Source organism: Pseudomonas sp. Irchel s3h14, assembly GCF_900187425.1.
GTDB lineage: Bacteria > Pseudomonadota > Gammaproteobacteria > Pseudomonadales > Pseudomonadaceae > Aquipseudomonas.
On sequence record NZ_FYDJ01000002.1, the window covers coordinates 455,008 to 478,259 of the forward strand.

Sequence of the window (23,252 nt, forward strand, 5' to 3'; positions counted from 1 at the left end):
TCCGCTACGGAGCGCTATACTCCCCGGCTAAATTTCGAATTCGATTAACTACAAGGACTCGCCCATGAAAGCGTTCGGCAAAATCCTGGGTCTGGTACTTCTCGGGCTGTTGCTGATCATTGTGGCGCTGGGCTTTGCCCTGACCCACCTCTTTGATCCCAACGACTATAAAGACGAGATTCGCCAGATAGCCCGCGACAAGGCCCACATCGAGCTGACGCTCAATGGCGATATCGGTTGGAGCCTGTTCCCGTGGCTGGGCCTGGAATTTCACGAAGCCAGCGTCGCGACCCTGGCCAAGCCCACCGAGCCGTTCGCAGATTTGCAGATGCTCGGCCTGTCGGTCCGCGTGCTGCCGCTGCTGCGCCGTGAAGTGCAGATGAGCGATGTACGCGTCGAAGGCCTGAAACTGCGCCTGACCCGCGACAAGGACGGCCACGGCAACTGGCAAGACATCGGCAAGGCACCGACGCCGGCCACCTCAACCACGCCGCCCGCGACCACTGGCGAACCCGCGACCGAGACCACCGCCCAAGCGGAAAAACCGGCCCAGCCGATCCGCCTGGACATCGACAGCCTGACCGTCAACAACGCCCGCGTTGAGTACAGCGACGAAAAAACCGGCAAGCAATTCAGCGCAGAAAGCATCCAGCTGAGTACCGGGCCGGTGCATGACTCCACGAACATCCCGGTCAAACTCACCGCGTTCCTGGGCACCAACCAACCGGTTTTGCGTGTCCGTACCGAGCTCAATGGCGAGCTGCGTTTCGAGCGCGCACTGCAGCGCTACAAATTCGAAGACATGAAACTCTCTGGCGAAGTGGCTGGCGATCCGCTGCAAGGCAAAACCATGACCTTCGCCGCCCAGGGCCAGTTACTGCTCGATAAAGCCGCGAACGTCGCCGAATGGACTGGCATCAAGATTTCCGCCAACCAACTGCGCGCATTGGGTGAACTGAAGGTCAACGACCTCGACAAAACCCCGCAAATCAGCGGCGGCCTGTCGATCGCCCAGTTCGATCTGGCGAAATTCGTCGACAGCATCGGTCAGAAGCTTCCGGCGATGGCTGAAGGCAGCCTGAGCAAAGTCGAACTGGCCAGCCGCCTTGCCGGCACGCCGACCAGCGTGGTGCTCGACAACATCAACCTGAAAGTCGACGACAGCACCTTCAGCGGCCGCATCGCCGTCGAGGACTTCGCCAAACAATCGCTGCGGGCGAACCTCAAGGCCGACACCTTCAACGTCGACCGTTATCTGCCACCAAAATCCGCCGAAGCCAGTAGCGCGACGCAAGTGCGTAAGGCCGAAGTGGCCAACACCGAGGCCGAGGCCATGGCTGGCGCGGGCAGCACACCGCTGCCGCAAGCACCGACCAAAGACGCGTGGAGTACCGAGCGCCTGTTGCCGGTGGAGCGCCTGGCTAAACTCGACGTAGACGCCGACCTCAGCTTCGGTCAGTTGACCCTCGATAAATTGCCGATCCAGAACGCTGCGCTCAAGGCCACAGGCCAGGGCGGTCTGCTGACTCTGGAAAGCCTTCGCGGCAACCTGTACGACGGCAACTTCGACGCCAAAGGTACGCTCGACGTGCGCCAACAAGTGCCAGCGCTGAACATGCAGACGAGCATCAGCAAAGTACCGGTGGAAAAAATCCTCGAGAGCCAGGGTAAAAATCCGCCGGTCAAAGGTCTGGTGACGCTCAACAGCAACCTGACCGGCAGCGGCAACAGCCAGAAAGCGCTGATCGAAACCCTCAACGGCAACGCCAGTTTCGTCATCAACAACGGCGTGCTGCTCAATGCCAACCTCGAACAACAGCTGTGCAAAGGCATCGCCACCCTGAACCGTAAATCCCTCAACGGCGAGCCACGGGGCAAGGACACACCGTTCCAGGAGCTCAAGGGCAATCTGACCTTCCGTAACGGCGTGGCCAGCAACCCGGACCTGAAAGTGCGCATCCCGGGCATGACCGTCAACGGCGACGGCGATGTCGATCTGCGGGTGCTGGGCATGGATTACCGCGTGGGCGTTATCGTCGAAGGCGACAAGAGCGACATGCCGGACCCGGCGTGCCAGGTCGGCGAGAAGTTCGTCGGCATCGAGTGGCCGCTGCGCTGCCGTGGCCCGCTGGAACTGGGCGCCAAGGCTTGCCGCCTCGATAACGAACGCATGGGCCAGGTCGCGAGCAAACTGGCCGGCGAACGGATCGGCGAAAAAATCGACGAGAAGCTTGGCGACAAAGTCAGCCCTGAACTGAAAGACGCGTTGAAGGGGCTGTTCAAGCGATGAGAGCCGAGCAGTTTTCAACGGCGGTGCTGGACTGGTACGACCGCCACGGCCGCCACGACTTGCCTTGGCAACAAGGCATCACCCCGTATCGGGTGTGGGTCTCGGAAATCATGTTGCAGCAGACCCAGGTCAGCACCGTGCTGAACTACTTCGATCGCTTCATGGCCTCGTTGCCGACGGTCGAGGCCCTGGCCGCCGCGCCGGAAGACGAAGTCCTGCACCTGTGGACCGGTCTCGGTTATTACACCCGCGCACGCAATCTGCAGAAGACCGCGAAGATCGTCGTCGAGCAGTACGGTGGCGAGTTTCCCCGCGATGTGGAAAAGCTGGTTGATCTGCCGGGCATCGGCCTGTCCACGGCAGGCGCCATCGCCAGCCTGAGCATGGGCCTGCGGGCGCCGATCCTCGACGGCAACGTCAAACGGGTGCTGGCGCGCTTTACCGCGCAAGAGGGCTATCCGGGCGAGCCAAAGGTCGCCAAACAGCTGTGGGCGAACGCTGAGCGCTTCACGCCGCATGATCGGGTCAACGCCTACACCCAGGCGATGATGGATCTGGGCGCCACGCTTTGCACCCGTAGCAAGCCGAGTTGCCTGCTCTGCCCGCTCGAAAAGGGCTGCGAAGCGCACATGCTCGGCCTGGAGACGCGCTACCCGATCCCCAAACCGCGTAAAGCAGTGCCGCAGAAGCGTACGCTGATGCCGATGCTCGCCAACGGTGACGGCGCGATTCTGCTTTACCGTCGCCCTTCCACGGGCTTGTGGGGCGGTTTATGGAGCCTGCCGGAACTCGACGACCTCGACGACCTGCAACATCTGGCTTCGCAGCATTCGCTGGAGCTGGGCAGCCAACAGGCGCTGCCGAGCCTGGTACACACCTTCAGTCATTTTCAGTTGTCCATCGAACCCTGGCTGGTTCAGGTCCAGGAGGCCGGCCATCACGTGGCCGAGGCCGACTGGCTCTGGTATAACCTCGCCACCCCGCCGCGCCTGGGCCTTGCCGCCCCGGTCAAAACCTTGCTCGAACGCGCGGCCGCCGTATTGAACGCAGGAGAGTCGTCATGACCCGCACCATCATGTGCCGCAAGTACAAAGAAGAATTGCCCGCCCTGGAGCGCGCTCCATTCCCTGGCGCAAAAGGTCAGGACATTTTTGACCACGTCTCGGCCAAAGCCTGGGCAGACTGGCAAAAGCACCAGACCCTGCTGATCAACGAAAAACGCCTGAACATGATGAACGCCGAAGACCGCAAATATCTTCAGGGCGAGATGGACAAGTTCTTTTCCGGCGAGGAATACGCCAAGGCTGACGGCTACGTTCCGCCGGCTGAATAATCCCGCTTTTTCGAGGGTCGGAACGTAAGCGACGGTAATAATTAAAATTTTTTTGAAAACTTTCTTGACGACCCCCTGAAAAACCAGTTTAATGCGCCCCGTTGCCCAGATAGCTCAGTCGGTAGAGCAGGGGATTGAAAATCCCCGTGTCGGCGGTTCGATTCCGTCTCTGGGCACCAAATACCGAAAACCCTGAATCGCAAGATTCAGGGTTTTTTTATGCCTGCGATTTAGTTGATGACGTTACGCAGTCGTCGCTAGTTCTCACCACCCCAGTGGAAGACCAGGTTGCGAGCGGTGCCGCTGCCCACATCCGCAGTGTCATGCTTCGCCTCGCCATTACGCGTCGCCACCACGGTGTACTTGCCGGGAGGTAGCTGAACATATACCAAGGGGCCAGCCTGACTCAGCGTCAGTACCGTCTGCCCTTCGGCCTTCTGAATGACTACATCCACATCGGGAATGTATTTGTTTTCAACCCCGATAGAGAAAGTCATGTGCAAGTTGTAGCCCTTGGCCTGCTGAATGGCTTTTGCCTCATCCTCGCCGATACCACCGGACAGGTAAGAAATCCCGTTTTGTTGCTGCGGCTGAACTTGCACACCTGTGCTGTCGATAGGATCGAGGCTGGCGCCATGCGGCAGGACGGCCGGGAACATCAACGCACCGATGGCAGCAAGTGGCAATACGAGTGAATGGATGCATCTCATGATGGCGACTCCCGGGTTCTATAGAACCCAATCGTTACTCCTTTTAGATTTCTCGCTGAATGCTCAAGTTTTAGATTGATTAGTACTTGGGCTCACTGCGAATCGGACTACACGTTGTATTCCTAAAGCATGGATTGCCGTCGGCGTGATCCCGCAAAACCAGTCGGACTTTCCTTCCGGTTTACCAGCCGCGCCCGGCATCGCTGACTGACCCACACCTGCAATCCTCTTCTGCCTGTTCATCCAGCCGCGGAAGACTTCATGAGCGCACTCAAACCCGATAACACCCAAGACCCGCAACTCACCTCACTGCTTGGCAATCTTGGCGAATTGATCCGTCAGGCGCGGCAGAAGGTGCTACGTGCGGTCGATACCGTCCAGGTGCAAACCTGCTGGCAGATCGGACGGCATATAGTGGAGTTCGAGCAGGAGGGGGCTCGCCGGGCGGGTTATGGCAAGCAGTTGCTGTTGACGCTGGCGAAAGTACTGACGGAGCAGTTTGGGAAAGGTTTCGACGCTTCCAACCTTCGCTATATGCGCCTGTTTTACCAAGCATTCCCAATGTGTGACGCACTGCGTCACGAATTGAGCTGGACCCACTACCGCAGACTGCTACGAGTCGACAACGACAACGCTCGCCACTGGTACATGAACGAATCAGCCCTGCAGAACTGGTCAAGTCGCGCCCTCGAGCGCCAGATCAATACCCTCTATTACGAACGCTTGCTGGCGAGCCGCGACCGGGCTGCCGTCAAACAGGAAGCCGCCACCAACATCCAGCAAATGAACGCCAGCCCTCGGGATTTCATCCGGGACCCAGTGCTACTGGAGTTTCTCGGCCTGCCCAATGCGGGCTTGATCCAGGAAAGTGAACTTGAACAAGCATTGATCAATCAACTCCAGGGCTTCCTGCTCGAATTGGGCAAAGGCTTCGCCTTCATCGCTCGCCAGCAACGCATCAGTACCGAGAGCAAAGATTTCTACATCGATCTGGTGTTCTACAACTACCTGCTCAAGTGCTTCGTCATCTTCGACCTCAAGCGCGGCGTACTGACCCACCAGGATGTCGGCCAGATGGACATGTACGTGCGCATGTACGACGACCTCAAGCGTGGACCGGAGGATGGCCCCACTGTCGGCCTTATTCTCTGCGCGCAAAAAGATGAATCGGTGGTGCGCTATTCAGTGCTGCAAGGTAACGAACAACTGTTCGCCAGCACCTACAGACTGGTACTGCCGAGCGAGGAGGAACTTCGCACAGAACTGGATCGGGAATGGGCGGTGCTTGAGGAGCGGTTACTCAAGCAAAGGCCCCGACAAGCACGGGTGGATTGTTCATAAACGGCGTGAAGACTATGGTGACTGGCTAACCGCAAAGGTTCAAAGCCGATGAATTTGCAGGACATGCCCTCACTGGCCCCGACGCAACTTGAATTGCCGTTGCCCACCGGCACACCTGGTGACTCTTTCAAGGAACCCGCCGCCGACGGTTTCATCCTTGGCGGCTTCACCTGGCGGCATGCGAATCAAGACTCGATCCGTCCTGTGGTGATCATCAACGCCGCAACATCGGTCCGCTGTCGCCACTACTCACGCTTCGCCGATTACCTGTACGCCAACGGCTTCGACGTGATCACTTACGACTACCGTGGCATCGGCGAATCGCGACCCACATCGCTGAAAGGGCTTCGGGCTTCATGGTCAGATTGGGGCGCGCTGGACTTTGAGGCGATGCTCAAGCGCGCTCAGCGTGAATTCCCCGGACAACCCATCGATGTTGTAGGCCACAGCTTTGGAGGCTGTGCAGCGGGCCTGGGAGCTTCCGGGCATATGATTCGACGTCTGGTGACCGTCGGTGCACAATTCGCTTACTGGCGCGATTATGCGCCCGCCCATCGCTGGCGGATGTTCGGCAAGTGGCATCTGGTGATGCCGTTGATGACATGGCTTTGCGGCTACTTCCCCGGCAAACGTCTCGGCTGGCTAGAGGACACCCCCGCCGGTGTGGTTCGCGACTGGAGCATGCCTACTGCGCACTACGAGAAACGCCCCAGCGGTCGCGACCTTCACGCAAAATCCGGGCGACTGCCCTTCTCATCCGTCACCGCACAAAACCTGGCCATCAGCATCAGCGACGATCCTTACGGCACGATTCCAGCTATCGAACGCCTGCTCGGTTACTTCACCGGAGCAACGAACAGCCACCTGCGAATCGCCCCCGAAGACATCGGCGAACAAGAAGTCGGACATTTCGCCTTTTTTCGTAGCGCATACCAAGCCACACTATGGCCCATTGCACTGTCCTGGCTGCAGACCGGCGAACTGACCCCCGACACACCCGGGCGGCTAGTACCACGCAGCTGATTGACTTGCCCACTCAACGAAATACGGAACGACGCCCATGGCCTCCGCCAACAAGCAGCAAAAACGCGCCACACGCGCCAAAGCCAAGGCCAAGCAGAACCGCACCCAACGGGCCGCCGCACCGGTCGAGCTGGACCCGAACGACGACCGTATCGACTTCGAATCGGTGGACCTGACCGAGCTGTTCAAAGAAATGATCGACGCGCAAAAGATCAGTCAACAAGCTATGTGCGCGGCGTTTCTTGAACACCCGCTGCTCGCGCTAGTGCTGGAGCAGGAAGGCGAAGAAACAGCGACAGACTTCATCATCGCTGCGCTGATTGAGTACCGCCAATGGTCCACCGAAGCGGACGAAGCCAGTGCCCTGGCCTGGATCGAATCCCCGGCCTTCCAGATTGATTACGTGGCGGCTTCCGAAGCTATCGCGACCCAAAACCAACAGAAACCGAACTGAGTTCCCATGGCCTCCCTGAACAAGCAACAGAAACGCGCCAAACGCGCCAAGATCAAAGCCAAGCAAATCAACATCCACGGCAGAAAACCCGCCGCACTGGACGATGATCTGGGGGAAATCGGCGAGCCGATCCCGGAATACACCCTGGCAATGTTCAGCAAAATGCGTGACGCGGAAGCCACCAGCCGCAACGACATGCTGCTGACCTTGCTATCGAACCTCGCCGGAATCATCAGCGACCATCCAGAACTGCTGGACATGGAGAACGCCGACAACGAAGCCATGGCCGCCACTCACCTGGCTGCCGACATGCTGATCGATTACCGCATGTGGGCCGACGGCATGGACCGCGACACCGCCCAGGCCTGGCTGACAGATCCGCAGTTCATCACTGACTTCGGCACGGCGCTCGACAGCTATCGCGAGTCGCTGGATGCGCAGGAAGAAAAGGCTGAATAAGCGCCTTCGAGTAGAAAAAAACGGCCGCTAGTCATCAGTGACAGCGGCCGTTTTCATTGAAAATCGCAGGAGACCTCGATGGAGAAGACCACCCTACTCATCAGCAATGGAAGCCAGATCATCTATCTGCCCAAGGCCGTAGTAATGCCGAACAATGTGAAACAAGTCGATGTTGTCTCCATCGGTAGGTCTCGCATCATCACGCCCGCAGGAGAAGATTGGGACAATTGGTTCGACGGCGATGACGTCAGTGATGACTTCATGACAAACCGGGAACAACCCTGATTAACGACCAAGCTTAGAAGAACCGGTCAACCGAATTGAACTGTGCGTAGCCTAAACAAAAACGGCCGCTTGTCATCACTGACAGCGGCCGTTTTGCGTTATGCGGTACGAATCAGTTCAGCACCACCGCACCCATCTTCTGCAGCTTGCGACGACGAGCCACAAACAAACCGGCAGCCACCACCAGCAAACTCAGCAGACCGGTCGCGAGGATCTCAACGCGATGCGCTTCCTGGAACAGCATGATCGTCAGGGCCGCAACGATGAATATGATCACCGCATAGGTCAGGGTCGGGAACAGCCACATGCTGAAAGCGATTTTTTCACCGCGTGCCATACGCTGCTTGCGCATACGCAATTGCGAGATGGCGATCACCAGGTACACCAGCAGCGCGATAGCGCCGGAGCTGGCCAGCAGGAATTCGAACACGGCGGCCGGGGCCACGTAGTTGGCGAAAACCGCGATGAACGCAGCGCCGGTGGACAACATGACGGCCCAGTACGGCGTGCCGCTCTTGTTGGTGCGCTGGGAAACGGCTGGTGCATCACCGCGCTTGCCCAGGGAGAACATCATGCGCGATGCAGTGTAGAGCGCCGAGTTCAGGCAGCTGGTCACAGCAACCAGCACCACGATGTCGACGATCAGCTTGGCATTCGGGATGCCCATGCGCTCAAGCACAGTCTGGTAGGAGCCGACGGCTGCCAACACCGGGTCGTTCCAAGGCACCAGGGCCACAACGATGAAGATCGATACGAGGTAGAACAAGCCAATCCGCCAGATCACTGAGTTGGTGGCCTTGGAGATTTGCTGGCCAGGGTTCTTCGATTCCGCGGCCGCAATGGTCACGATCTCGGTGCCCATGAAGGAAAACATGGTGGTCAGGATCGCGCCCAACACTGCGCCCATGCCGTTTGGCAGGAAGCCTTGGGTGTCGAACAGGTGCGAAACGCCGCTGACCTGGCTGGTCGGCAGGAAGCCGAAGATCGCCAGAATGCCAAGGCCAATGAAACCGATGATCGCGATGACTTTGACCAGGGCGAACCAGAATTCGAATTCACCGTAGTTCTTCACGCTGAACAGGTTCGTCACCGTCAGCAGCAAGGTGATGACCAAGGTGAAGGCCCAGATGGCCACGTTGGGGAACCAGGCATGCAGGATAGTCGCGGCGGCGTTGGCTTCCAGCGGAATCACCAACACCCAGAACCACCAGTAGAGCCAGCCGATGGTGAAACCGGCCCAGTGACCGATCGCGCGATCGGCATACGTCGAGAAGGAGCCTGTGTCTGGCGAAGCCACGGCCATTTCGCCGAGCATGCGCATCACCAGCACCACCAGCATACCGGCGGCGGCGTAGGCCAACAGCACGGCCGGGCCTGCGGCGGCGATGGCATGACCCGAGCCGACGAACAAGCCGGCGCCGATTACCCCGGCAATCGACAGCATGGTCACATGACGCGGTTTGAGCCCCTGTTCGAGGCCATTGGAGCTTGGGGTACTGCTCATTGAAACTACCTTTGTAAGGAAAAGCGATTACGTCCACCCGGCGTGGCGATCCTTCTCGTAAAAAGAAACCAACGGGGCGTTCCGTATTCTGCACGCAATAATTGCGCCAAAATGTTACAGAACGCCCAGGCATGGGGCTCTCCGCCGGACCGGACAGTCATCGCAAGTCATTGAGATTAATGGCAATTCGCCAGAGCGTTACCCTGCGACCCACTTTAAGAACGAAGCGGCGCACCAGAAACACACCCAAAAATATAGCGATGCACAATAAAAGTGCGGATCAGGAACGTTTGGCCGGTTAGCGCTTCCAACACCCCGCCAAAGCTGGCAACATCGCGCCCTTTTTTACGGGACCCGCGGCTGTTTTGTATTTAAAAGCAGGTTCAAACGGCTGTTCGGTTGATAGCAGCGCGACAGTCTGCTGTACCGATGCGACAACCTGCCACAGGTCACCCGTTTACCGCCCGTAGCGCTGTTGGCTGCCATTCAGACGCTATGCTAGCTTGGCCGCCTCGCCAGGAAGGCCGCCAACAGCAGGAGCGAAATACTTATGAGGAACGCACATGGCTGAGGCCACGCCCGCGCTTGAAATCCGCAACTTGCACAAACGCTACGGACAGCTTGAGGTGCTCAAAGGCATCTCGCTGACCGCCCGCGACGGCGACGTGATCTCGATCCTGGGTTCTTCCGGTTCCGGCAAGTCCACCTTCCTTCGTTGCATCAACCTGTTGGAAAACCCGCATCAGGGCCAGATCCTGGTGGCCGGCGAAGAACTCAAGCTCAAAGCCGCCAAGAACGGCGAACTGGTCGCAGCCGACGGCAAGCAGATCAATCGCCTGCGCAGCGAGATCGGTTTTGTATTTCAAAACTTTAATCTCTGGCCGCACATGAGCGTGCTCGACAACATCATCGAAGCCCCGCGCCGGGTGCTCGGCCAGAGCAAGGCCGAAGCCATCGAAGTCGCCGAAGCCTTGCTGGCCAAGGTCGGCATCGCTGACAAGCGTCACGCCTACCCGGCGCAACTCTCCGGCGGTCAGCAACAACGCGCGGCCATTGCCCGCACGTTGGCAATGCAGCCCAAGGTGATCCTGTTCGACGAGCCGACCTCCGCCCTTGACCCGGAAATGGTCCAGGAAGTACTTAATGTCATCCGCGCACTGGCCGAAGAAGGCCGCACCATGCTGCTGGTCACCCATGAAATGGGCTTCGCCCGTCAGGTTTCCAGCGAGGTGGTGTTCCTCCACCAGGGCCTGGTAGAAGAGCAAGGATCGCCACAGCAGGTGTTCGAAAACCCGCTTTCGGCGCGCTGCAAACAATTCATGTCCAGCAACCGCTAACGGAGCTACCCGCATGCAGAACTACAAAAAAATCTTCCTGGCTGCTGCCGTCACCCTGGCCTTCAGCGCCGGTGCCGCCGCCGAGACCTTGAAGATGGGCATCGAAGCGGCCTACCCGCCGTTCAACAACAAAGATGCCAGTGGCAATGTCGTCGGCTTCGACAAAGAAATCGGTGACGCCCTGTGCGCCAAGATGAAAGTCGAATGCACCGTGGTCACGTCCGACTGGGACGGCATCATTCCGGCCCTGAACGCCAAGAAATTCGACTTCCTGATTTCCTCGATGTCGATCACCGACGAGCGCAAGCAAGCGGTGGACTTCACCGACCCGTACTACTCCAACAAGCTGCAATTCATCGCCAAGAAAGACGTCGACTTCAAAACCGACAAGGCTTCCCTGCAAGGCAAAGTGATCGGTGCACAACGTGCGACCCTCGCCGGCACCTGGCTGGAAGACAACATGGAAGGCGTTGAAATCAAACTCTACGACACCCAGGAGAACGCCTACCTCGACCTGACCTCCGGTCGTCTGGACGGCATCCTCGCGGACAAGTACGTCAACTACGAGTGGCTGAAAAGCGACGCCGGCCGTTCTTATGAGTTCAAAGGCGACCCGGTGGAAGAAAGCGACAAGATCGGTATCGCTGTACGTAAAGGCGATGAGATTCGTACGAAGCTGAACACCGCACTGAAAGAAATCGTCGCTGATGGCACCTACAAAAAGATCAACGACAAGTACTTCCCGTTCAGCATCTATTGATTCTGACCTGCCGGGCCGGCGCCGTCCTTTGACGGCGTCAGTCCCTGGCATTGCCTGCCGCAATTTGAAAAGAAATCCATGACTATCGATCTCTACGGATTCGGCCCGGCGCTCGCCGCTGGCGCGCTGATGACTGTGAAACTGGCACTCTCGGCCTTGTGCCTGGGGCTGGTGCTCGGTCTGCTCGGCGCCTTGGCCAAGACTTCCCCGTACAAGCCGTTGCAATGGCTTGGCGGCACTTATTCAACACTGGTTCGCGGCATCCCTGAATTGCTCTGGGTGCTGTTGATCTACTTCGGCACGGTCAACTTGATGCGTGCCCTGGGCGAGTTTTTCGGCAACCCCGACCTCGAACTCAATGCCTTCGCCGCTGGCGTGATTGCACTGGGGCTGTGCTTCGGCGCCTACGCCACGGAGGTGTTTCGTGGTGCGATTTTGGCTATCCCTAAAGGTCACCGTGAAGCGGGTGTGGCGTTGGGCCTGTCGAAATTCCGTATTTTCACCCGATTGATCATGCCGCAGATGTGGCGCATCGCCCTGCCGGGCCTGGGCAACCTGTTCATGGTCCTGATGAAAGACACGGCACTGGTGTCCGTGATCGGCCTGGAAGAAATCATGCGTCACGCACAGAACGCCGTGACCTTTGCCAAGCATCCATTTACGTTCTTCATGGTCGCGGCCTTCATGTATCTGGGCCTGACAATACTGGCCATGGTTGGCATGCATTTTCTGGAACAACGCGCTGCCCGCGGCTTTGTGAGGACGACGTAATGGAATGGGAAGTCATCTACAAATGGCTGCCGAAGTTCATCCAGGGCGCCACCCTGACGCTGGAGCTGGTGGGCATCGCCGTGATTCTCGGCCTGCTGCTGGCCATCCCATTGGGCATCGCGCGCTCGTCCAAGCTTTGGTACGTTCGCGCGTTTCCCTACGCCTACATCTTTTTCTTTCGCGGCACACCACTGTTGGTTCAGTTGTTCCTGGTCTATTACGGCCTGGCGCAGTTCGACGTGGTGCGCGACAGCGTCCTGTGGCCTTACCTGCGAAGTCCGTTCTGGTGCGCCACGGCCACCATGACGTTGCACACGGCAGCTTACATTGCGGAGATCCTGCGCGGCGCGATCCAGGCGATTCCGCCCGGTGAGATCGAAGCGGCACGCGCATTGGGCATGTCCAAGGCCAAGGCGCTGTTTTACATCATCCTGCCGCGAGCGGCACGGATCGGCCTGCCTGCCTACAGCAACGAAGTGATCCTGATGCTCAAAGCCAGTTCTCTGGCGAGCACCGTCACCCTGCTGGAACTCACCGGCATGGCGCGCACCATCATTGCCCGCAACTACCTGACGGTGGACATGTTCTTTACTGCCGGTGTGTTCTATCTATTGATGTCGTTTGTACTGGTGCAGGCGTTCCGTCAGCTAGAGCGCTGGTTGCGCGTCGATGCCTGCCAAGGGCGTTGATGCCTGCGTGCTGACGGGCGAGGCCTTACTCACCCGTTTCGCGGCGCTGGATGCTTTTCTGATCGAGCATCAGGCGCTGTGGAAGCCTCGGCCGTTTACTCATCTACAGCTTCCTTGGGAAGCGTCCTACCCCGAGTTGGCGACCTGGCTACGCGGGCGATCGCTGGAGGACGCGGAAAACGCGCATAACAACCCAGCTCTTTTGGACGCGCCGGAGCCGTTTGCCTCATTGGCGGCGATGTCCCTTGAGTTGAGCGCGGTAGATGAATTGCCGGCTCATGCGCTTGAAGCGGCAAACCATCGGTTGAATGTCGATGTACCAGGGCGCAAGTGGCAGCAGATCGAAGCCTTCGCCAGTCGTTTGCAGTTTGCTGTCGCGCCGAGCCATTGGCTGGACTGGTGTTCGGGCAAAGGCCACTTGGGTCGACGTCTGCTGCAATCCGGACAACAACTGACCTGCCTGGAATACGACCCGGCGCTGGTCGCCAGCGGCCAGGCACTCAGCCAGCGTCATCAATTGCATGCACTGCATGTCGAGCAAGATGTACTCGCTGCGGATGCCGCCTCTTTATTAAATAGTGCTCACACGCCGGTAGCGCTGCACGCCTGCGGTGATCTGCATGTGCGGCTGATTCAGCTCGCCAGTGCGTCTGGTTGCAAACAACTGGCCATCGCGCCTTGCTGCTACAACCGGATCAGTCTGAGCGAGTATCAGCCGCTTTCCTCGTCGGCCAAGCGCTCCGACCTACAGCTATCCCTCGAAGATCTTTCGCTACCGATGAGCGAAACCGTCACCGCTGGCGCTCGCGTCCGACGTCAGCGTGACACCTCCATGGCCCGACGCCTGGCCTTCGACCTGCTCCAGCGGCAACTGCGCGGCATTGACGAATACCTGCCCACCCCTTCCCTGCCCAGCGCCTGGCTGGATAAATCCTTTGCTGATTACTGCCATCATTTGGCCTCGCTCAAAGAGTTATCCACAATCGGCTCGCAGGATTGGTCAGCACTCGAAGCCGCCGGTTGGCAGCGATTGGCCGAAGTGCGCAATCTGGAGCTGTTGCGCGGTCTTTTCCGACGCCCGTTGGAGCTTTGGCTGGTACTCGATCGGGCACTTTTCCTCTCCGAGCAAGGTTATGCCGTTCGCCTCGGCACCTTCTGCGAAACTCCGCTCACACCCCGTAACTTTCTACTCTTGGCCGAACGCCCTTAAATACGCTCAGCCTGTGGATAACTCTGTTGATGGAATTATCGTGGATCCAATAAACACGCCTGTTTCGGGGTTTAAACACCACTGTTCATTTTTCGTACACATGAATAAAAAACCGGAAAAACAGGTATTTGCGAGCAAATTGAGAACCGATCCACAATTGCGCTCTTGACTGTAGTGCCGCAAGTCTGCGTTGTGCATAAGCGTTAAGCCAAAAGAACATAAACGACCTGGAAATCCTCAACTATCTTTGCAAGGCGCCAGAATTCTCTGGCATCAGGGACAGCAAGGAGCTGGGAAAACATGAGCACACTGAACAGTGCGCAGGAAGCCGTCGATACCGTCGCCAACCAAGCCATTTATGCTGCACTGCAGCAAACCTTCGCGGTGGGCGGCGCCATCATCAACAACGCAACGGGCGAGGTCATTGCCGCGCTACACAACAACGTGCTGATGCCTTTCCCCGGCAATGGCACCACTTACTTTCTACCCCATGACCCGACCGCCCACGGCGAGCGACAGTTGGTGGACTGGTACTACGAAAACGTCGCGCCATTGAACCTGCCACCGCCCAATCAGTTGACTGTCGTCACCACCCTGGACCCATGCGCCATGTGCGCCGGTTCGCTGCTGACTGCAGGATTTAACGTCGCCGTCAGTGCGATCGATGACTACGCAGGCATCAACTACAACAGTCAGTTCACCTTTCCGTCGCTGCCACCGCAGATCCGCCAACAGGCGCAGGACACCTGGGGTTATTACGCGATTGCGGCGCCTGTCAGCCGGGCCTATCAGGGCTCGAACAGTCCGGTGTTCGGCGGACAAACAATCGATTCGGCGGCGTACTTCCTCTGTAGTTCGATCTTCTCCGCCAGCGTCAACACCGTGCGCGAGGCCAGTAACAACAGCGGTCTGCCGCCGGATCAACTGCAAAACCCGGCCAACCTGCCGGCCAACAGCAAGGTGCGCCAGGCACTGACAGCGCTCAGCCCGTTCGCACTGACTGTGCAATCGGCGAACCCACGTGATCCCGGCGCTGAGCTCGCTCCTCCCCTGCTGAAAACCGCGCAACAAAGCACGGTGTTCAATTCGGTGGCTCTGATCGATCCATTCGGCAACCTGCTGGTGTGTCTGGGCGGCGTCGAGAACCAGTCGCCAATTCGTACAGCGTTTATGGAAACCACCCGCAACTACGCGGTCATGCGCTGGACCCTGATGAACGACCCCGACCCGGCGGTTCGCGCCCAGGCCGAGCAATACCTGACGCATCCAAAGTACGGCACCTTCGTCTTCCTCTATGCACCCGATCCCACCACCCCGCAGGCCGTGATGACCTTCGGCGCGTACGGCTCGACCATGGAAGGCCCCGTGCCGCAGAGCTATCCGTCCAACCTGCAATATGTGTTATTGCCCGGCAACACCACCGCCCAAGCGTTATCGACACTGGCCCAGAACCTGCCGCCGTTCTACACGCAAAGCGTGCAAGTGGCGCCCGCGCAGGTGCTGAGTCAGGACCTGATCAACGCGGTCAAAAACGGCGTGTAAGGGGCTGAAGCAATTGCACCGGTCGGCCCCGCAGAAGCATCCGCGGGGCCAGCTTGACGCCTGCGCAAAAATAGTCTGAATTCAGGGGTTTACAGAACCAACCCAATCGCTATAATCGTCGCCCAACACGCCGGTATAGCTCAGTTGGTAGAGCAACTGACTTGTAATCAGTAGGTCCCGGGTTCGACTCCTGGTGCCGGCACCACATTAGGCTCCATTGCATTCTACTGAATGCTCTGGAAGCCCCGAAAACCCGCCATTTGGCGGGTTTTTTCGTTCCAGGACCCTCTGTCGGGATCCAACAAAATCCCCCTTCCCCGAGGGTATGTTAGGGGTACTGCGATTTTCCGGTCAGGAGCGCGTACCCCTATGCCACGTCTCGCGATCCCTCTCAGCGACCTGCAATGCCGCACGGCCAAAACCCGCGAGCGCGCCTACAAACTGTTCGACGGTGGCGGCATGTACCTTTTCGTCAAACCCAATGGCGTGAAGACCTGGCGCTTGAAGTACACCAAGCCCAGCGGCAAGGAAGGTACGCTCATCATCGGCAATTACCCCATAGTTACCCTTTCCGTCGCACGACGTAAGCGAGACGAAGCCAAGGCGTTGCTGCTCGACAACCTCGACCCAATGGAAGAAAAGAAGAAGGCCAAGATCGTAGCCCAGCGGGCGGCACTGCTTTTCGAAACCGTCGCCCTGGAGTGGCACGCTGATATGTCCCGCCGCTGGACCGAAGGCCACGCGAAAACCGTAATGAGCCGACTGCGCACCCACGTCTTCCCGCTAATCGGCCAACGACCCATCGCTGAACTCGATACCCACGACCTGCTAGAGATCACCCAGCGCATTAAGGAACGCGGCACCATGGATGTGGCGTTAAGGGTACAGAACTACTTATCCACCATCATGCGCGGGGCCAAAAGGGCTCGGCAGATCACCATGAATCCTGCACTGGATCTGGCAGGCTCGATTCACGCGCCGCGCACAGTCCATCGCCCGGCCCTCTCCCTCAACCGCCTACCCGAACTGCTACACCGTATCGACAACTACAACGGCCGCGAGCTGACGCGCCTTGCCGTCCTGCTCACGCTACATGTATTCGTCCGCTCCAGCGAACTGCGCTTCGCTCGATGGAGTGAGTTCGACCTCCAACGCGCCATGTGGGAAATCCCCGATACGCGCGCACCGATTGAAGGGGTACGCAACTCCACACGCGGGACCAAGATGAACGGCGACATTCAAATGGTTCCGCTATCACCGCAGGTCATCGAAATACTGGAGCGCCTGCGCAGCCTCAGTCGCTTTTCAGAGTTGGTGCTACCGGGCGACCACAAGTACTGGAAGCCCATGTCCGAGAACACGGTGAACACCATGCTCCGCAACGTCGGCTATGACACCAGTAAGGACGTGTGCGGCCACGGCTTCAGGACCATGGCCTGTAGCGCCCTGCTTGAGTCCGGGTTATGGACCGACGCAGCCATCGAAAGACAAATGAGCCACAAGGAACGCAACCGCGTGCGCGCCGCGTATATCCACAAGGCCGAATTCCTCGAGCAGCGCAGGCTGATCATGGCGTGGTGGAGCAACTACATCGACGCCAACCGCCATGGGCATGTGACGCCCCACGAATTCGCTCACCCGGTCGGCGACAACATTACCGCCCTACAAAATAGCCGTGGCGCATCCAAACGTGGGTAAGCCAATAAGATCACCGCAGTCCGCCCTTCCACGCGGGTCCATCCAAGCGGGGCTGCAAAGCCGCCCTGCTTGGATGGACCTCATTTAAAAAATCTAAAGCCCACGCAAATTGTCTGTGGAAAACCATAGATTTCCACCGGTGGATAATTTCATCCACAGCCGCAGAGTTCCCGAAAATTCGAGCCTTGACCCAAATTATCCACAGGCGTAGAAAAGATCGGGCAAAGCGCTGTCGTTGACAGCAACCCAGGTAGCCAGAACCTTTAAGGCTACGCCACACCGTGGTGGTTCTCCCAAAGTGCGATTAGCGTCCGGCGGCTCGCACGGTCACAGCGATGTGATGGATGCCTACTTTTACCAGTGTGCCCACTGCGGCAACTTCCCCCTTTCATATCTGCCCTGCAGCAACCTATCCGTTTGGCCATTTCATTGCGCCAACCTGCGCCCGTCTCTTTCTCCCGGAAAGAGACGGGCGCTCGTACCGCTGCTGCAGCCCATCTCGTACAAGGCTTTGCGGCATTCCCCCTCGTGACAATCGGCGTGACAAACACCGAAAAGTCACCAGCAACAGCGATGCAGATGATGGTGCCGCAGCCTCAGGAATGGACTGCACCTGACTGACAGTCAGGCATGCCCCTGTCATCGCTTCACTGCCTTCACCCGACTCAGGATCTCGCGGCGCCGGTCTCGTCAGCCAGTGCAGCCTCCACCCGCCCACTTCCTTGGAAGTGTTCAGGAGGCCAGATCATGAAATGCCCAAGCTCCCGGTCGTAAGGAGCCGCAAGTCCCGCGTTAGTGGACAACCCTCACAGGTCGCAGGGGCCTTGATCCCTGATAACACTCAACATTCTTGGCGGGATGACGTGGGGAAGGTTTTACAAGTGTGGCTTACAGAGGAGTTTGGTCATGGGATTGGTCGGTAGACGGGAGGGGCGTAATTTTGGCTATGGCCGGCAATTGAGCTATGCCGGGCCGCAGGCACTGAAAGACCTGTTTGGCGGTGGGCATTACGGGACGGTCAAAGCACACAGTGATCGTTGGCAGACGTTCGTGCGCTGGTGTCGGTCGGAGGATGGCCCGGGAATTAATGATGCACGGCAGATTGATCGGCAGACCTTGCTGGATTACGCGGAGCATCTGCGTCACCTGGTTGAGCGCAGCGATCTCGCCATCGCCACTGCGCAAAACCGATTGTCCAGCGTCAATCGGACCCTGGCAGCGCTTCGCGGTGATCAGTATGTGAAAGTACCGAGTCCGAGCAAGGCGCTAGGAATGCGGCGCACCAGTGTTCGTCGTTCGGTGCCGCAAGGCCAAGACCGCGAACATGTGAAGAGGGTCGTAGAGGTGCTTTGCGCACACCAGCAGCCGCGTGCCGCGGCCATCGCTCAATTAGCGCGAGCCACCGGCATGCGCTTACGTGAGGCCATTTTGGCCGACCTTCCGCGCTTAAAACGTGAGGCCGAACAATACGGCAAGATCAACATCCAGGATGGCACCAAGGGGGGCCGCTCAGGTGCCTCGGCACCTCGCTGGATCAGGGCGGATGATCATATTCGCGAGGCGCTGAAATTCGCCGAACAGGTCTCACCCGACGGTAGCCGCAACCTACTTGCACCGAACGAAACCTACCTCGATTTCCAACGGGGAATCGTCCGTCCTGCACGGGACATCCTCCATCAGTACAACCTCAAAGGCTTCCACGAATTGCGGGCAGCCTATGCGTGCGAACGCTATGAGCAAATCACCCACCATCCCGCCCCCATCAACGGTGGCCATTGCTATCAACTCGACCGACGTCTCGATCAGGAAGCCCGAGTACAAATCAGCTATGAGCTGGGGCACAACCGTATCGTCGTGGTGGCCGCTTACATTGGTGGTCGCGCATGAGCACGGCATTCGATATGGATCTGTTCCTGGCGGGCGTCCTGACCGGGTCGCATACCACGCGCCAACGCCACTTGCGTCAGGCGAAGGCTATCCAAACAGCAATCGCTGAGCACTGGCAACGCGACAATCCATGGACTTGGCAGAGAAAACACCTTGCGTGGTTTTTGAATCACCACCTAAACCAGCACACTCAATCGACGCGCTATTACTATTTGCTGACCATGCAATTACTCACTCATCGCTTAGGAAAATCCTGGCAGTTCAACCTCTAAACGAAGGTCAGAAAACGGCCAAAATCGGCCGCTCAGTATGGCCAGAAAACGTGCACAGGTAGTAGCAGTGAGGCGTGAGTCGCTCACTTAAGCCGCGTTAGCTTTCCAACTTTAAATATATTTGGCGGGGTTTGACGGTTGAATGGCGCTGGTGAAACTAGGCATTTCGCTCCAGATCAAGCGTCTGCATTGGCCGACCTTTGACGATGCAAGGGGCGGCGATCGCTTAAGCTATGTAATACCCAAGGCAGTTAGTCTAGTCAAAAACCAATAAGAATAGTACTCCTGTCAAAGATTCATATATAAATTTTGTTTTTGTTGCAATAAAATGCAGAGCGTTCGTCTAGCGCGCTCTCTGATAGATAGAATTTATAAGGTGTAATAGACTTGTTTTTTGGATTGTTAAGGGCGTTTTCAAGTTTTTTTATGCTCCATCCTTTATTTAAATAATAGAGAGGTAGGCACGGTCCTTTATGATCAATAAGTTTTTCTAACATGATTTCAGGTTTAAGTACTCCACATCCCCACAATGTCTGAACCTCTATTTGACATTTTAGATGTTCATCATGGGAAAATAGCGGAGAAAGAATTTCGATGGCTTTAAGATGGAGCCACAGATACTCCTTTTTTCCGGTATGGCAGAACTGGCAAGACCACTTGTATATTTCTTGTAAGTCTTCAAGACTGCAAGGAAGATCCAAGCAGTTTAGGTGTTTAAGCTCTTGGATTAATCCTGTTACAGGAAACTCTTGAGTATCTCGAATTACAGGGATTCCAGGGCGTTTTATATCGCTTTTAACAAAACCTATTATGCTCTTCAGTTTGTTTTCTATCGTGAGCCTAATCAAGAAGGGGATTGAGAAAGTTTGATAGGCAACGGAGTGATTGGCAAGCTCTATGGAGCTGTATGTGCTAGGCAGCAATCTCGATCTAGCGATGTTGAAGGCGGCTTTTTCTGGGATTGAATTTTGCGCGTAGACGAGAGAATTTATCCCTGGAATTGTAATTTTTTCTTCTGTTAAAAACTGCATTAGGTCATCAGCAAAAAAATTTTCTAAAAACTCCTTGTCATTGTCCCAGTGTGGCAATCCGCAGAGCAGACAATCATCTCGTTTGCTGATGATTTTTTCTGCTTGCTCTATAATAATCAAGAAGTGTTCTGTAGCGTCTTTCTTGATTTTTTTACTTAATGGAAAACGAATGGATTTACTTGTATGTTTTTTCTTTATCTTCGCAAGATGACTGATAGTTAGCTCTAATATTTCGGTGCTTGAATTTTTCATAACCACTTCCTGTGCTAAAATATTGCTGGTCATATCTGATTGACTTGAAATTAGGCTATCTACTGTTGGGCCTATTATCAAATGACCCGTTGCTGGTTGATAGTGACTATCAGCAAGTCACTGTCCGACCATGTAAAAACTATTGGGCCACCTTAATATTTTACTACGCAGCTAGTTACTTTAGGCGAGCTGCTAAGTTGATGTCATAGCCGCATTCACGAATCTATTTGATATTTGGATAGCTATCGTGCGGTAGGAAATAACCCTCAACAAGATCGGTATGCATTTTGTGTATGCCACTTTCAGGGTGAAGTGTTTTTTTCGTTACTTCCTCAATCGTTACCGCTTGCCTGTCTTCTAGTCCAGAAGAGCAAAGCATGTGCACCGTCTTTTTATCCATGTGATGGCTAAGAATACACATGTTATTAATTCCTCCGAAGTCTGGTGATTTTGCCTTTAACCCCAATACATTTTCATAGAAGGTAGGGTGCTCAGGATTGCTTCGCCCTCTTTCTAAGTAGACTACGTATATTTTCTTGGCCATATAAATTCCTTAAAATCAATAATCGCTTTGGTCCGAGGCATCTGTGCACGGCATCCAATTTGTTTAATCTATACGCTTGATCAGCCTTGCTCGGATACCAACGTTGACTACAGCGTTCTAATTATGTCCGAAATTCTTTTCAGAGCGCTTGTTTTTTTGTGCTTTAAAGCATGGATCAATCTCATATTCTGTGCCCTTGCTATACGCCCGTGTGCGCAGGAGCCACCAAGTGTAAGGGGCTAGGTATGAAAGCAAATCCTCGCAGTGGCGAAATCCCTTAGTATTAGCAATACTCGCTGCGGCGTAAGATTCAAATAGTTCGCTTTTCTGAAAGTTGGGTATACGCCCCTATTGATCACTCCGTCAGTTTTAAAACCGGAATTTCTACTGATTTTGGTAAAAAGGGGCAGATTTTTTATTCAAAAATAAATCTGTCCCCGTTTTGGGTTTTCACATCATGAGATTACGACTTGCCTTCAGGAGCGCGGAGAGGTCACCCCATCGGGCCAACGGGCATAACACTCGCTTTCCAGATCGTTATACCAGCATAAACGCCAATACTAAGCAATATAACCAACATGGCCAATGAGGTCCTAATTGACCACTTTTTGGTTAACTGATAGAACGGCTCTCCTCGCTTAACGGCCTCCCATTCTTCCTTCAATAAGTCCCTAGCAAAAGCAGCTATTTCATTCGCGCCCGCGTGAATATCTGCGCGAATAATTTCGCGATCATCGTGAGCGGGAGTCCTACTTAGCTTAGTTAAAAGCAACTCTAAGGTTTCAAATTTCTTTTCTACACGTTCAAAGCCAGTGTCGTTCGGCTTAAAATGTAGACGAGCCAGTGCGTAGTTCTCATATATCGCGCGCTTCGTTTCGTACAGCACTTTTCGGTGCTCGACTAAAATTTTATCCAGATGATCAAGCACCCTCTTGCTTCCCGACGTTTCATCGTCTAAATCATAAGCGTACTTTCGATTTAACTCATCTTTAACGCCCTCACTCGCAACCATTCTGGACGCCTGAGCATCAATATTACCAATTAAGTCCGCTAACGCCTTCCTAACTGAGTCGGTCCAAGCCTGGCGATAATCAGTTGTCCTGCGCTCCTTTTCATTTACCAACTTGACAATGCTAATTACAGCCGTAATAAATCCGGCTAGCGCTGAAAAAAGCGCAGTTAATATTATTTTTTCCATTACTAACTCCAGCATCCCAGTCTTTAAGTATGCGGATTGTATGCAAAGTTTAAGAACATATCCATCACAGCGATAAGTCCCTGAAATATTTAGCCAGTCTGTTGCGTCGATCAGTTGAATCCACAGTCGATTGTTGCCTGTCTTGACCGGCTGCTTCTGGCCGAATGCAGCCCTTATGACAGGCAGCGTTCGGCCAATAGGAGCCAGTCGCAGGTATCTAGGCTTTGTACAAAAAGAGATGTACCAAACAGCGCATGGAACAAGCTAGCGAGACCATAGCGGCATAGCTTTTCGCGAGCTTGTCGAAGCGTGTCACGATCCGGCGGTTCTCTTTCAGCTTGCCAAACATTCGCATCGATGATGCGCCGAATGAGGCTCGGGGAGCGCGGACAGCGCCCGAGCAGAGCCCCCAGAGCAGGCCATCGAGCATCAGGCGGTCGCACAGGCGGGGCCGCCCCCGGCCATGGATTTAAGTGAAGAGATCAGCGACCACAGTCCAGGCCTCATGCGAGAGTTCGTACCGTTTTGCCATCACAGAATTCCTTTCCTTGGGTGCCGCGCGACTCTACGCAAAATCGGGCATTGCTGGAGCTTTGTAGCGTTTCGATGGTTTACGTACAGAAACTAGCCAATGAATGTACGAGGGGCGCTGTTGCGCCCCT

General features: G+C 56.1%; 22 protein-coding genes, 2 tRNA genes and 2 pseudogenes. 19 read left to right on the forward strand and 7 right to left on the reverse strand.

Features of this window, described 5'->3' with window-relative positions; genetic code table 11:
* Positions 1–64 precede the first annotated feature (64 nt).
* From CKW16_RS05650 to CKW16_RS05665, 4 genes are all read left to right on the forward strand, one after another.
* Positions 65–2,290, forward strand: a complete 2,226-nt coding sequence (locus tag CKW16_RS05650) for an AsmA family protein (protein ID WP_095127566.1) — start codon at positions 65–67, stop codon at positions 2,288–2,290.
* The gene (mutY, locus tag CKW16_RS05655; RefSeq protein ID WP_095127567.1) at positions 2,287–3,354 is read left to right on the forward strand and encodes an A/G-specific adenine glycosylase; all 1,068 of its coding nucleotides are present in this window, start codon (positions 2,287–2,289) and stop codon (positions 3,352–3,354) included. Before CKW16_RS05650 ends, mutY begins: the two co-directional genes overlap by 4 nt.
* The gene (locus tag CKW16_RS05660; protein ID WP_008149405.1) at positions 3,351–3,623 is read left to right on the forward strand and encodes an oxidative damage protection protein; all 273 of its coding nucleotides are present in this window, start codon (positions 3,351–3,353) and stop codon (positions 3,621–3,623) included. The genes mutY and CKW16_RS05660 overlap by 4 nt, the downstream gene beginning before the upstream one ends.
* A gap of 103 nt (positions 3,624–3,726) precedes the next feature.
* A tRNA-Phe gene (locus tag CKW16_RS05665) sits at positions 3,727–3,802 on the forward strand.
* A gap of 78 nt (positions 3,803–3,880) precedes the next feature.
* On the opposite strand, the gene CKW16_RS05670 is transcribed toward CKW16_RS05665, so the two are convergent.
* Positions 3,881–4,333, reverse strand: a complete 453-nt coding sequence (locus CKW16_RS05670) for a hypothetical protein (protein ID WP_095127568.1) — start codon at positions 4,331–4,333, stop codon at positions 3,881–3,883.
* Positions 4,334–4,594: 261 nt separating this feature from the next.
* Here CKW16_RS05670 and CKW16_RS05675 point away from each other — a divergent pair, with 261 nt between their 5' ends.
* The 5 genes from CKW16_RS05675 to vapB all read left to right on the forward strand — a co-directional run bounded on the left by CKW16_RS05675 (position 4,595) and on the right by vapB (position 7,895).
* A complete protein-coding gene (locus CKW16_RS05675; protein WP_095127569.1) occupies positions 4,595–5,674 on the forward strand; it encodes a YhcG family protein in 1,080 nt (359 codons plus the stop codon).
* A 48-nt stretch (positions 5,675–5,722) separates the two neighbouring features.
* On the forward strand, positions 5,723–6,697 hold the full coding sequence (locus tag CKW16_RS05680; RefSeq protein ID WP_095127570.1) for an alpha/beta fold hydrolase: 975 nt from the start codon (positions 5,723–5,725) through the stop codon (positions 6,695–6,697).
* 37 nt (positions 6,698–6,734) lie between these two features.
* On the forward strand, positions 6,735–7,151 hold the full coding sequence (locus CKW16_RS05685) for a hypothetical protein (RefSeq protein ID WP_095127571.1): 417 nt from the start codon (positions 6,735–6,737) through the stop codon (positions 7,149–7,151).
* Positions 7,152–7,157: 6 nt separating this feature from the next.
* Positions 7,158–7,610: a hypothetical protein gene (locus CKW16_RS05690; protein ID WP_046045548.1), complete on the forward strand. Its 453-nt coding sequence runs from the start codon at positions 7,158–7,160 to the stop codon at positions 7,608–7,610.
* Positions 7,611–7,688: 78 nt separating this feature from the next.
* A complete protein-coding gene (gene vapB / locus CKW16_RS05695) occupies positions 7,689–7,895 on the forward strand; it encodes a type II toxin-antitoxin system VapB family antitoxin (protein ID WP_095127572.1) in 207 nt (68 codons plus the stop codon).
* 112 nt (positions 7,896–8,007) lie between these two features.
* Here vapB and gabP read toward each other — a convergent pair whose 3' ends face one another.
* The gene (gabP, locus tag CKW16_RS05700) at positions 8,008–9,399 is read right to left on the reverse strand and encodes a GABA permease (protein WP_095127573.1); all 1,392 of its coding nucleotides are present in this window, start codon (positions 9,397–9,399) and stop codon (positions 8,008–8,010) included.
* Between the two features lie 563 nt (positions 9,400–9,962).
* Here gabP and CKW16_RS05705 point away from each other — a divergent pair.
* From CKW16_RS05705 to CKW16_RS05755, 10 genes are all read left to right on the forward strand, one after another.
* Positions 9,963–10,736 carry an ABC transporter ATP-binding protein gene (locus CKW16_RS05705; protein ID WP_007897462.1) on the forward strand — a complete coding sequence of 258 codons (774 nt, stop codon included), beginning with the start codon at positions 9,963–9,965 and terminating at the stop codon, positions 10,734–10,736.
* Positions 10,737–10,749: 13 nt separating this feature from the next.
* On the forward strand, positions 10,750–11,496 hold the full coding sequence (locus tag CKW16_RS05710; protein ID WP_095127574.1) for an ABC transporter substrate-binding protein: 747 nt from the start codon (positions 10,750–10,752) through the stop codon (positions 11,494–11,496).
* A 78-nt stretch (positions 11,497–11,574) separates the two neighbouring features.
* The gene (locus CKW16_RS05715) at positions 11,575–12,267 is read left to right on the forward strand and encodes an ABC transporter permease (protein ID WP_095127575.1); all 693 of its coding nucleotides are present in this window, start codon (positions 11,575–11,577) and stop codon (positions 12,265–12,267) included.
* Positions 12,267–12,956 (forward strand): ABC transporter permease, encoded by a 690-nt coding sequence (locus CKW16_RS05720; protein ID WP_095127576.1) that lies wholly within the window; start codon positions 12,267–12,269, stop codon positions 12,954–12,956. Before CKW16_RS05715 ends, CKW16_RS05720 begins: the two co-directional genes overlap by 1 nt.
* Positions 12,937–14,166 (forward strand): methyltransferase, encoded by a 1,230-nt coding sequence (locus tag CKW16_RS05725; RefSeq protein ID WP_095127577.1) that lies wholly within the window; start codon positions 12,937–12,939, stop codon positions 14,164–14,166. The genes CKW16_RS05720 and CKW16_RS05725 overlap by 20 nt, the downstream gene beginning before the upstream one ends.
* A gap of 300 nt (positions 14,167–14,466) precedes the next feature.
* Positions 14,467–15,708: a nucleoside deaminase gene (locus CKW16_RS05730; protein ID WP_095127578.1), complete on the forward strand. Its 1,242-nt coding sequence runs from the start codon at positions 14,467–14,469 to the stop codon at positions 15,706–15,708.
* Between the two features lie 129 nt (positions 15,709–15,837).
* Positions 15,838–15,913, forward strand: a tRNA-Thr gene (locus tag CKW16_RS05735).
* A gap of 164 nt (positions 15,914–16,077) precedes the next feature.
* Positions 16,078–17,406, forward strand: a complete 1,329-nt coding sequence (locus CKW16_RS05740) for an integrase arm-type DNA-binding domain-containing protein (protein ID WP_024645034.1) — start codon at positions 16,078–16,080, stop codon at positions 17,404–17,406.
* A 906-nt stretch (positions 17,407–18,312) separates the two neighbouring features.
* Positions 18,313–19,293 (forward strand): integrase domain-containing protein, encoded by a 981-nt coding sequence (locus CKW16_RS05750; protein ID WP_095127579.1) that lies wholly within the window; start codon positions 18,313–18,315, stop codon positions 19,291–19,293.
* Positions 19,290–19,565, forward strand: coding sequence for a hypothetical protein (locus CKW16_RS05755; protein ID WP_095127580.1), 276 nt, complete (start codon positions 19,290–19,292; stop codon positions 19,563–19,565). The genes CKW16_RS05750 and CKW16_RS05755 overlap by 4 nt, the downstream gene beginning before the upstream one ends.
* A 296-nt stretch (positions 19,566–19,861) precedes the next feature.
* Here the strand turns inward: CKW16_RS05755 and CKW16_RS05760 are convergent, their stop codons facing one another.
* From CKW16_RS05760 to CKW16_RS32440, 5 genes and pseudogenes are all read right to left on the reverse strand, one after another.
* Positions 19,862–20,881: a hypothetical protein gene (locus CKW16_RS05760; protein ID WP_141232708.1), complete on the reverse strand. Its 1,020-nt coding sequence runs from the start codon at positions 20,879–20,881 to the stop codon at positions 19,862–19,864.
* Between the two features lie 190 nt (positions 20,882–21,071).
* Positions 21,072–21,392, reverse strand: coding sequence for a hypothetical protein (locus CKW16_RS05765; protein WP_095127582.1), 321 nt, complete (start codon positions 21,390–21,392; stop codon positions 21,072–21,074).
* Positions 21,393–21,885: 493 nt separating this feature from the next.
* A complete protein-coding gene (locus tag CKW16_RS05770; protein ID WP_095127583.1) occupies positions 21,886–22,590 on the reverse strand; it encodes a hypothetical protein in 705 nt (234 codons plus the stop codon).
* A 217-nt stretch (positions 22,591–22,807) separates the two neighbouring features.
* A pseudogene (locus CKW16_RS32260) lies at positions 22,808–22,942 on the reverse strand (IS5/IS1182 family transposase); the annotation flags it as partial.
* 39 nt (positions 22,943–22,981) lie between these two features.
* Positions 22,982–23,122 (reverse strand): annotated as a pseudogene (locus CKW16_RS32440) (IS5/IS1182 family transposase); the annotation flags it as partial.
* Positions 23,123–23,252: the final 130 nt, after the last annotated feature.

Excerpts from the sequence above, each read along its gene's own strand:
- CKW16_RS05765 (WP_095127582.1), bottom strand. The coding sequence starts at position 21,392 with ATGGCCAAGAAAATATACGTAGTCTACTTAGAAAGAGGGCGAAGCAAT.
- CKW16_RS05710 (WP_095127574.1), top strand. The coding sequence starts at position 10,750 with ATGCAGAACTACAAAAAAATCTTCCTGGCTGCTGCCGTCACCCTGGCC.
- CKW16_RS05725 (WP_095127577.1), top strand. The coding sequence starts at position 12,937 with ATGCCTGCCAAGGGCGTTGATGCCTGCGTGCTGACGGGCGAGGCCTTA.
- CKW16_RS05720 (WP_095127576.1), top strand. The coding sequence starts at position 12,267 with ATGGAATGGGAAGTCATCTACAAATGGCTGCCGAAGTTCATCCAGGGC.
- CKW16_RS05760 (WP_141232708.1), bottom strand. The coding sequence starts at position 20,881 with ATGACCAGCAATATTTTAGCACAGGAAGTGGTTATGAAAAATTCAAGC.
- CKW16_RS05770 (WP_095127583.1), bottom strand. The coding sequence starts at position 22,590 with ATGGAAAAAATAATATTAACTGCGCTTTTTTCAGCGCTAGCCGGATTT.
- CKW16_RS05650 (WP_095127566.1), top strand. The coding sequence starts at position 65 with ATGAAAGCGTTCGGCAAAATCCTGGGTCTGGTACTTCTCGGGCTGTTG.
- CKW16_RS05715 (WP_095127575.1), top strand. The coding sequence starts at position 11,575 with ATGACTATCGATCTCTACGGATTCGGCCCGGCGCTCGCCGCTGGCGCG.
- CKW16_RS05750 (WP_095127579.1), top strand. The coding sequence starts at position 18,313 with ATGGGATTGGTCGGTAGACGGGAGGGGCGTAATTTTGGCTATGGCCGG.
- CKW16_RS05680 (WP_095127570.1), top strand. The coding sequence starts at position 5,723 with ATGAATTTGCAGGACATGCCCTCACTGGCCCCGACGCAACTTGAATTG.
- mutY (WP_095127567.1), top strand. The coding sequence starts at position 2,287 with ATGAGAGCCGAGCAGTTTTCAACGGCGGTGCTGGACTGGTACGACCGC.
- CKW16_RS05660 (WP_008149405.1), top strand. The coding sequence starts at position 3,351 with ATGACCCGCACCATCATGTGCCGCAAGTACAAAGAAGAATTGCCCGCC.
- CKW16_RS05690 (WP_046045548.1), top strand. The coding sequence starts at position 7,158 with ATGGCCTCCCTGAACAAGCAACAGAAACGCGCCAAACGCGCCAAGATC.
- CKW16_RS05755 (WP_095127580.1), top strand. The coding sequence starts at position 19,290 with ATGAGCACGGCATTCGATATGGATCTGTTCCTGGCGGGCGTCCTGACC.
- gabP (WP_095127573.1), bottom strand. The coding sequence starts at position 9,399 with ATGAGCAGTACCCCAAGCTCCAATGGCCTCGAACAGGGGCTCAAACCG.
- CKW16_RS05740 (WP_024645034.1), top strand. The coding sequence starts at position 16,078 with ATGCCACGTCTCGCGATCCCTCTCAGCGACCTGCAATGCCGCACGGCC.
- CKW16_RS05670 (WP_095127568.1), bottom strand. The coding sequence starts at position 4,333 with ATGAGATGCATCCATTCACTCGTATTGCCACTTGCTGCCATCGGTGCG.
- CKW16_RS05675 (WP_095127569.1), top strand. The coding sequence starts at position 4,595 with ATGAGCGCACTCAAACCCGATAACACCCAAGACCCGCAACTCACCTCA.
- vapB (WP_095127572.1), top strand. The coding sequence starts at position 7,689 with ATGGAGAAGACCACCCTACTCATCAGCAATGGAAGCCAGATCATCTAT.
- CKW16_RS05730 (WP_095127578.1), top strand. The coding sequence starts at position 14,467 with ATGAGCACACTGAACAGTGCGCAGGAAGCCGTCGATACCGTCGCCAAC.
- CKW16_RS05705 (WP_007897462.1), top strand. The coding sequence starts at position 9,963 with ATGGCTGAGGCCACGCCCGCGCTTGAAATCCGCAACTTGCACAAACGC.
- CKW16_RS05685 (WP_095127571.1), top strand. The coding sequence starts at position 6,735 with ATGGCCTCCGCCAACAAGCAGCAAAAACGCGCCACACGCGCCAAAGCC.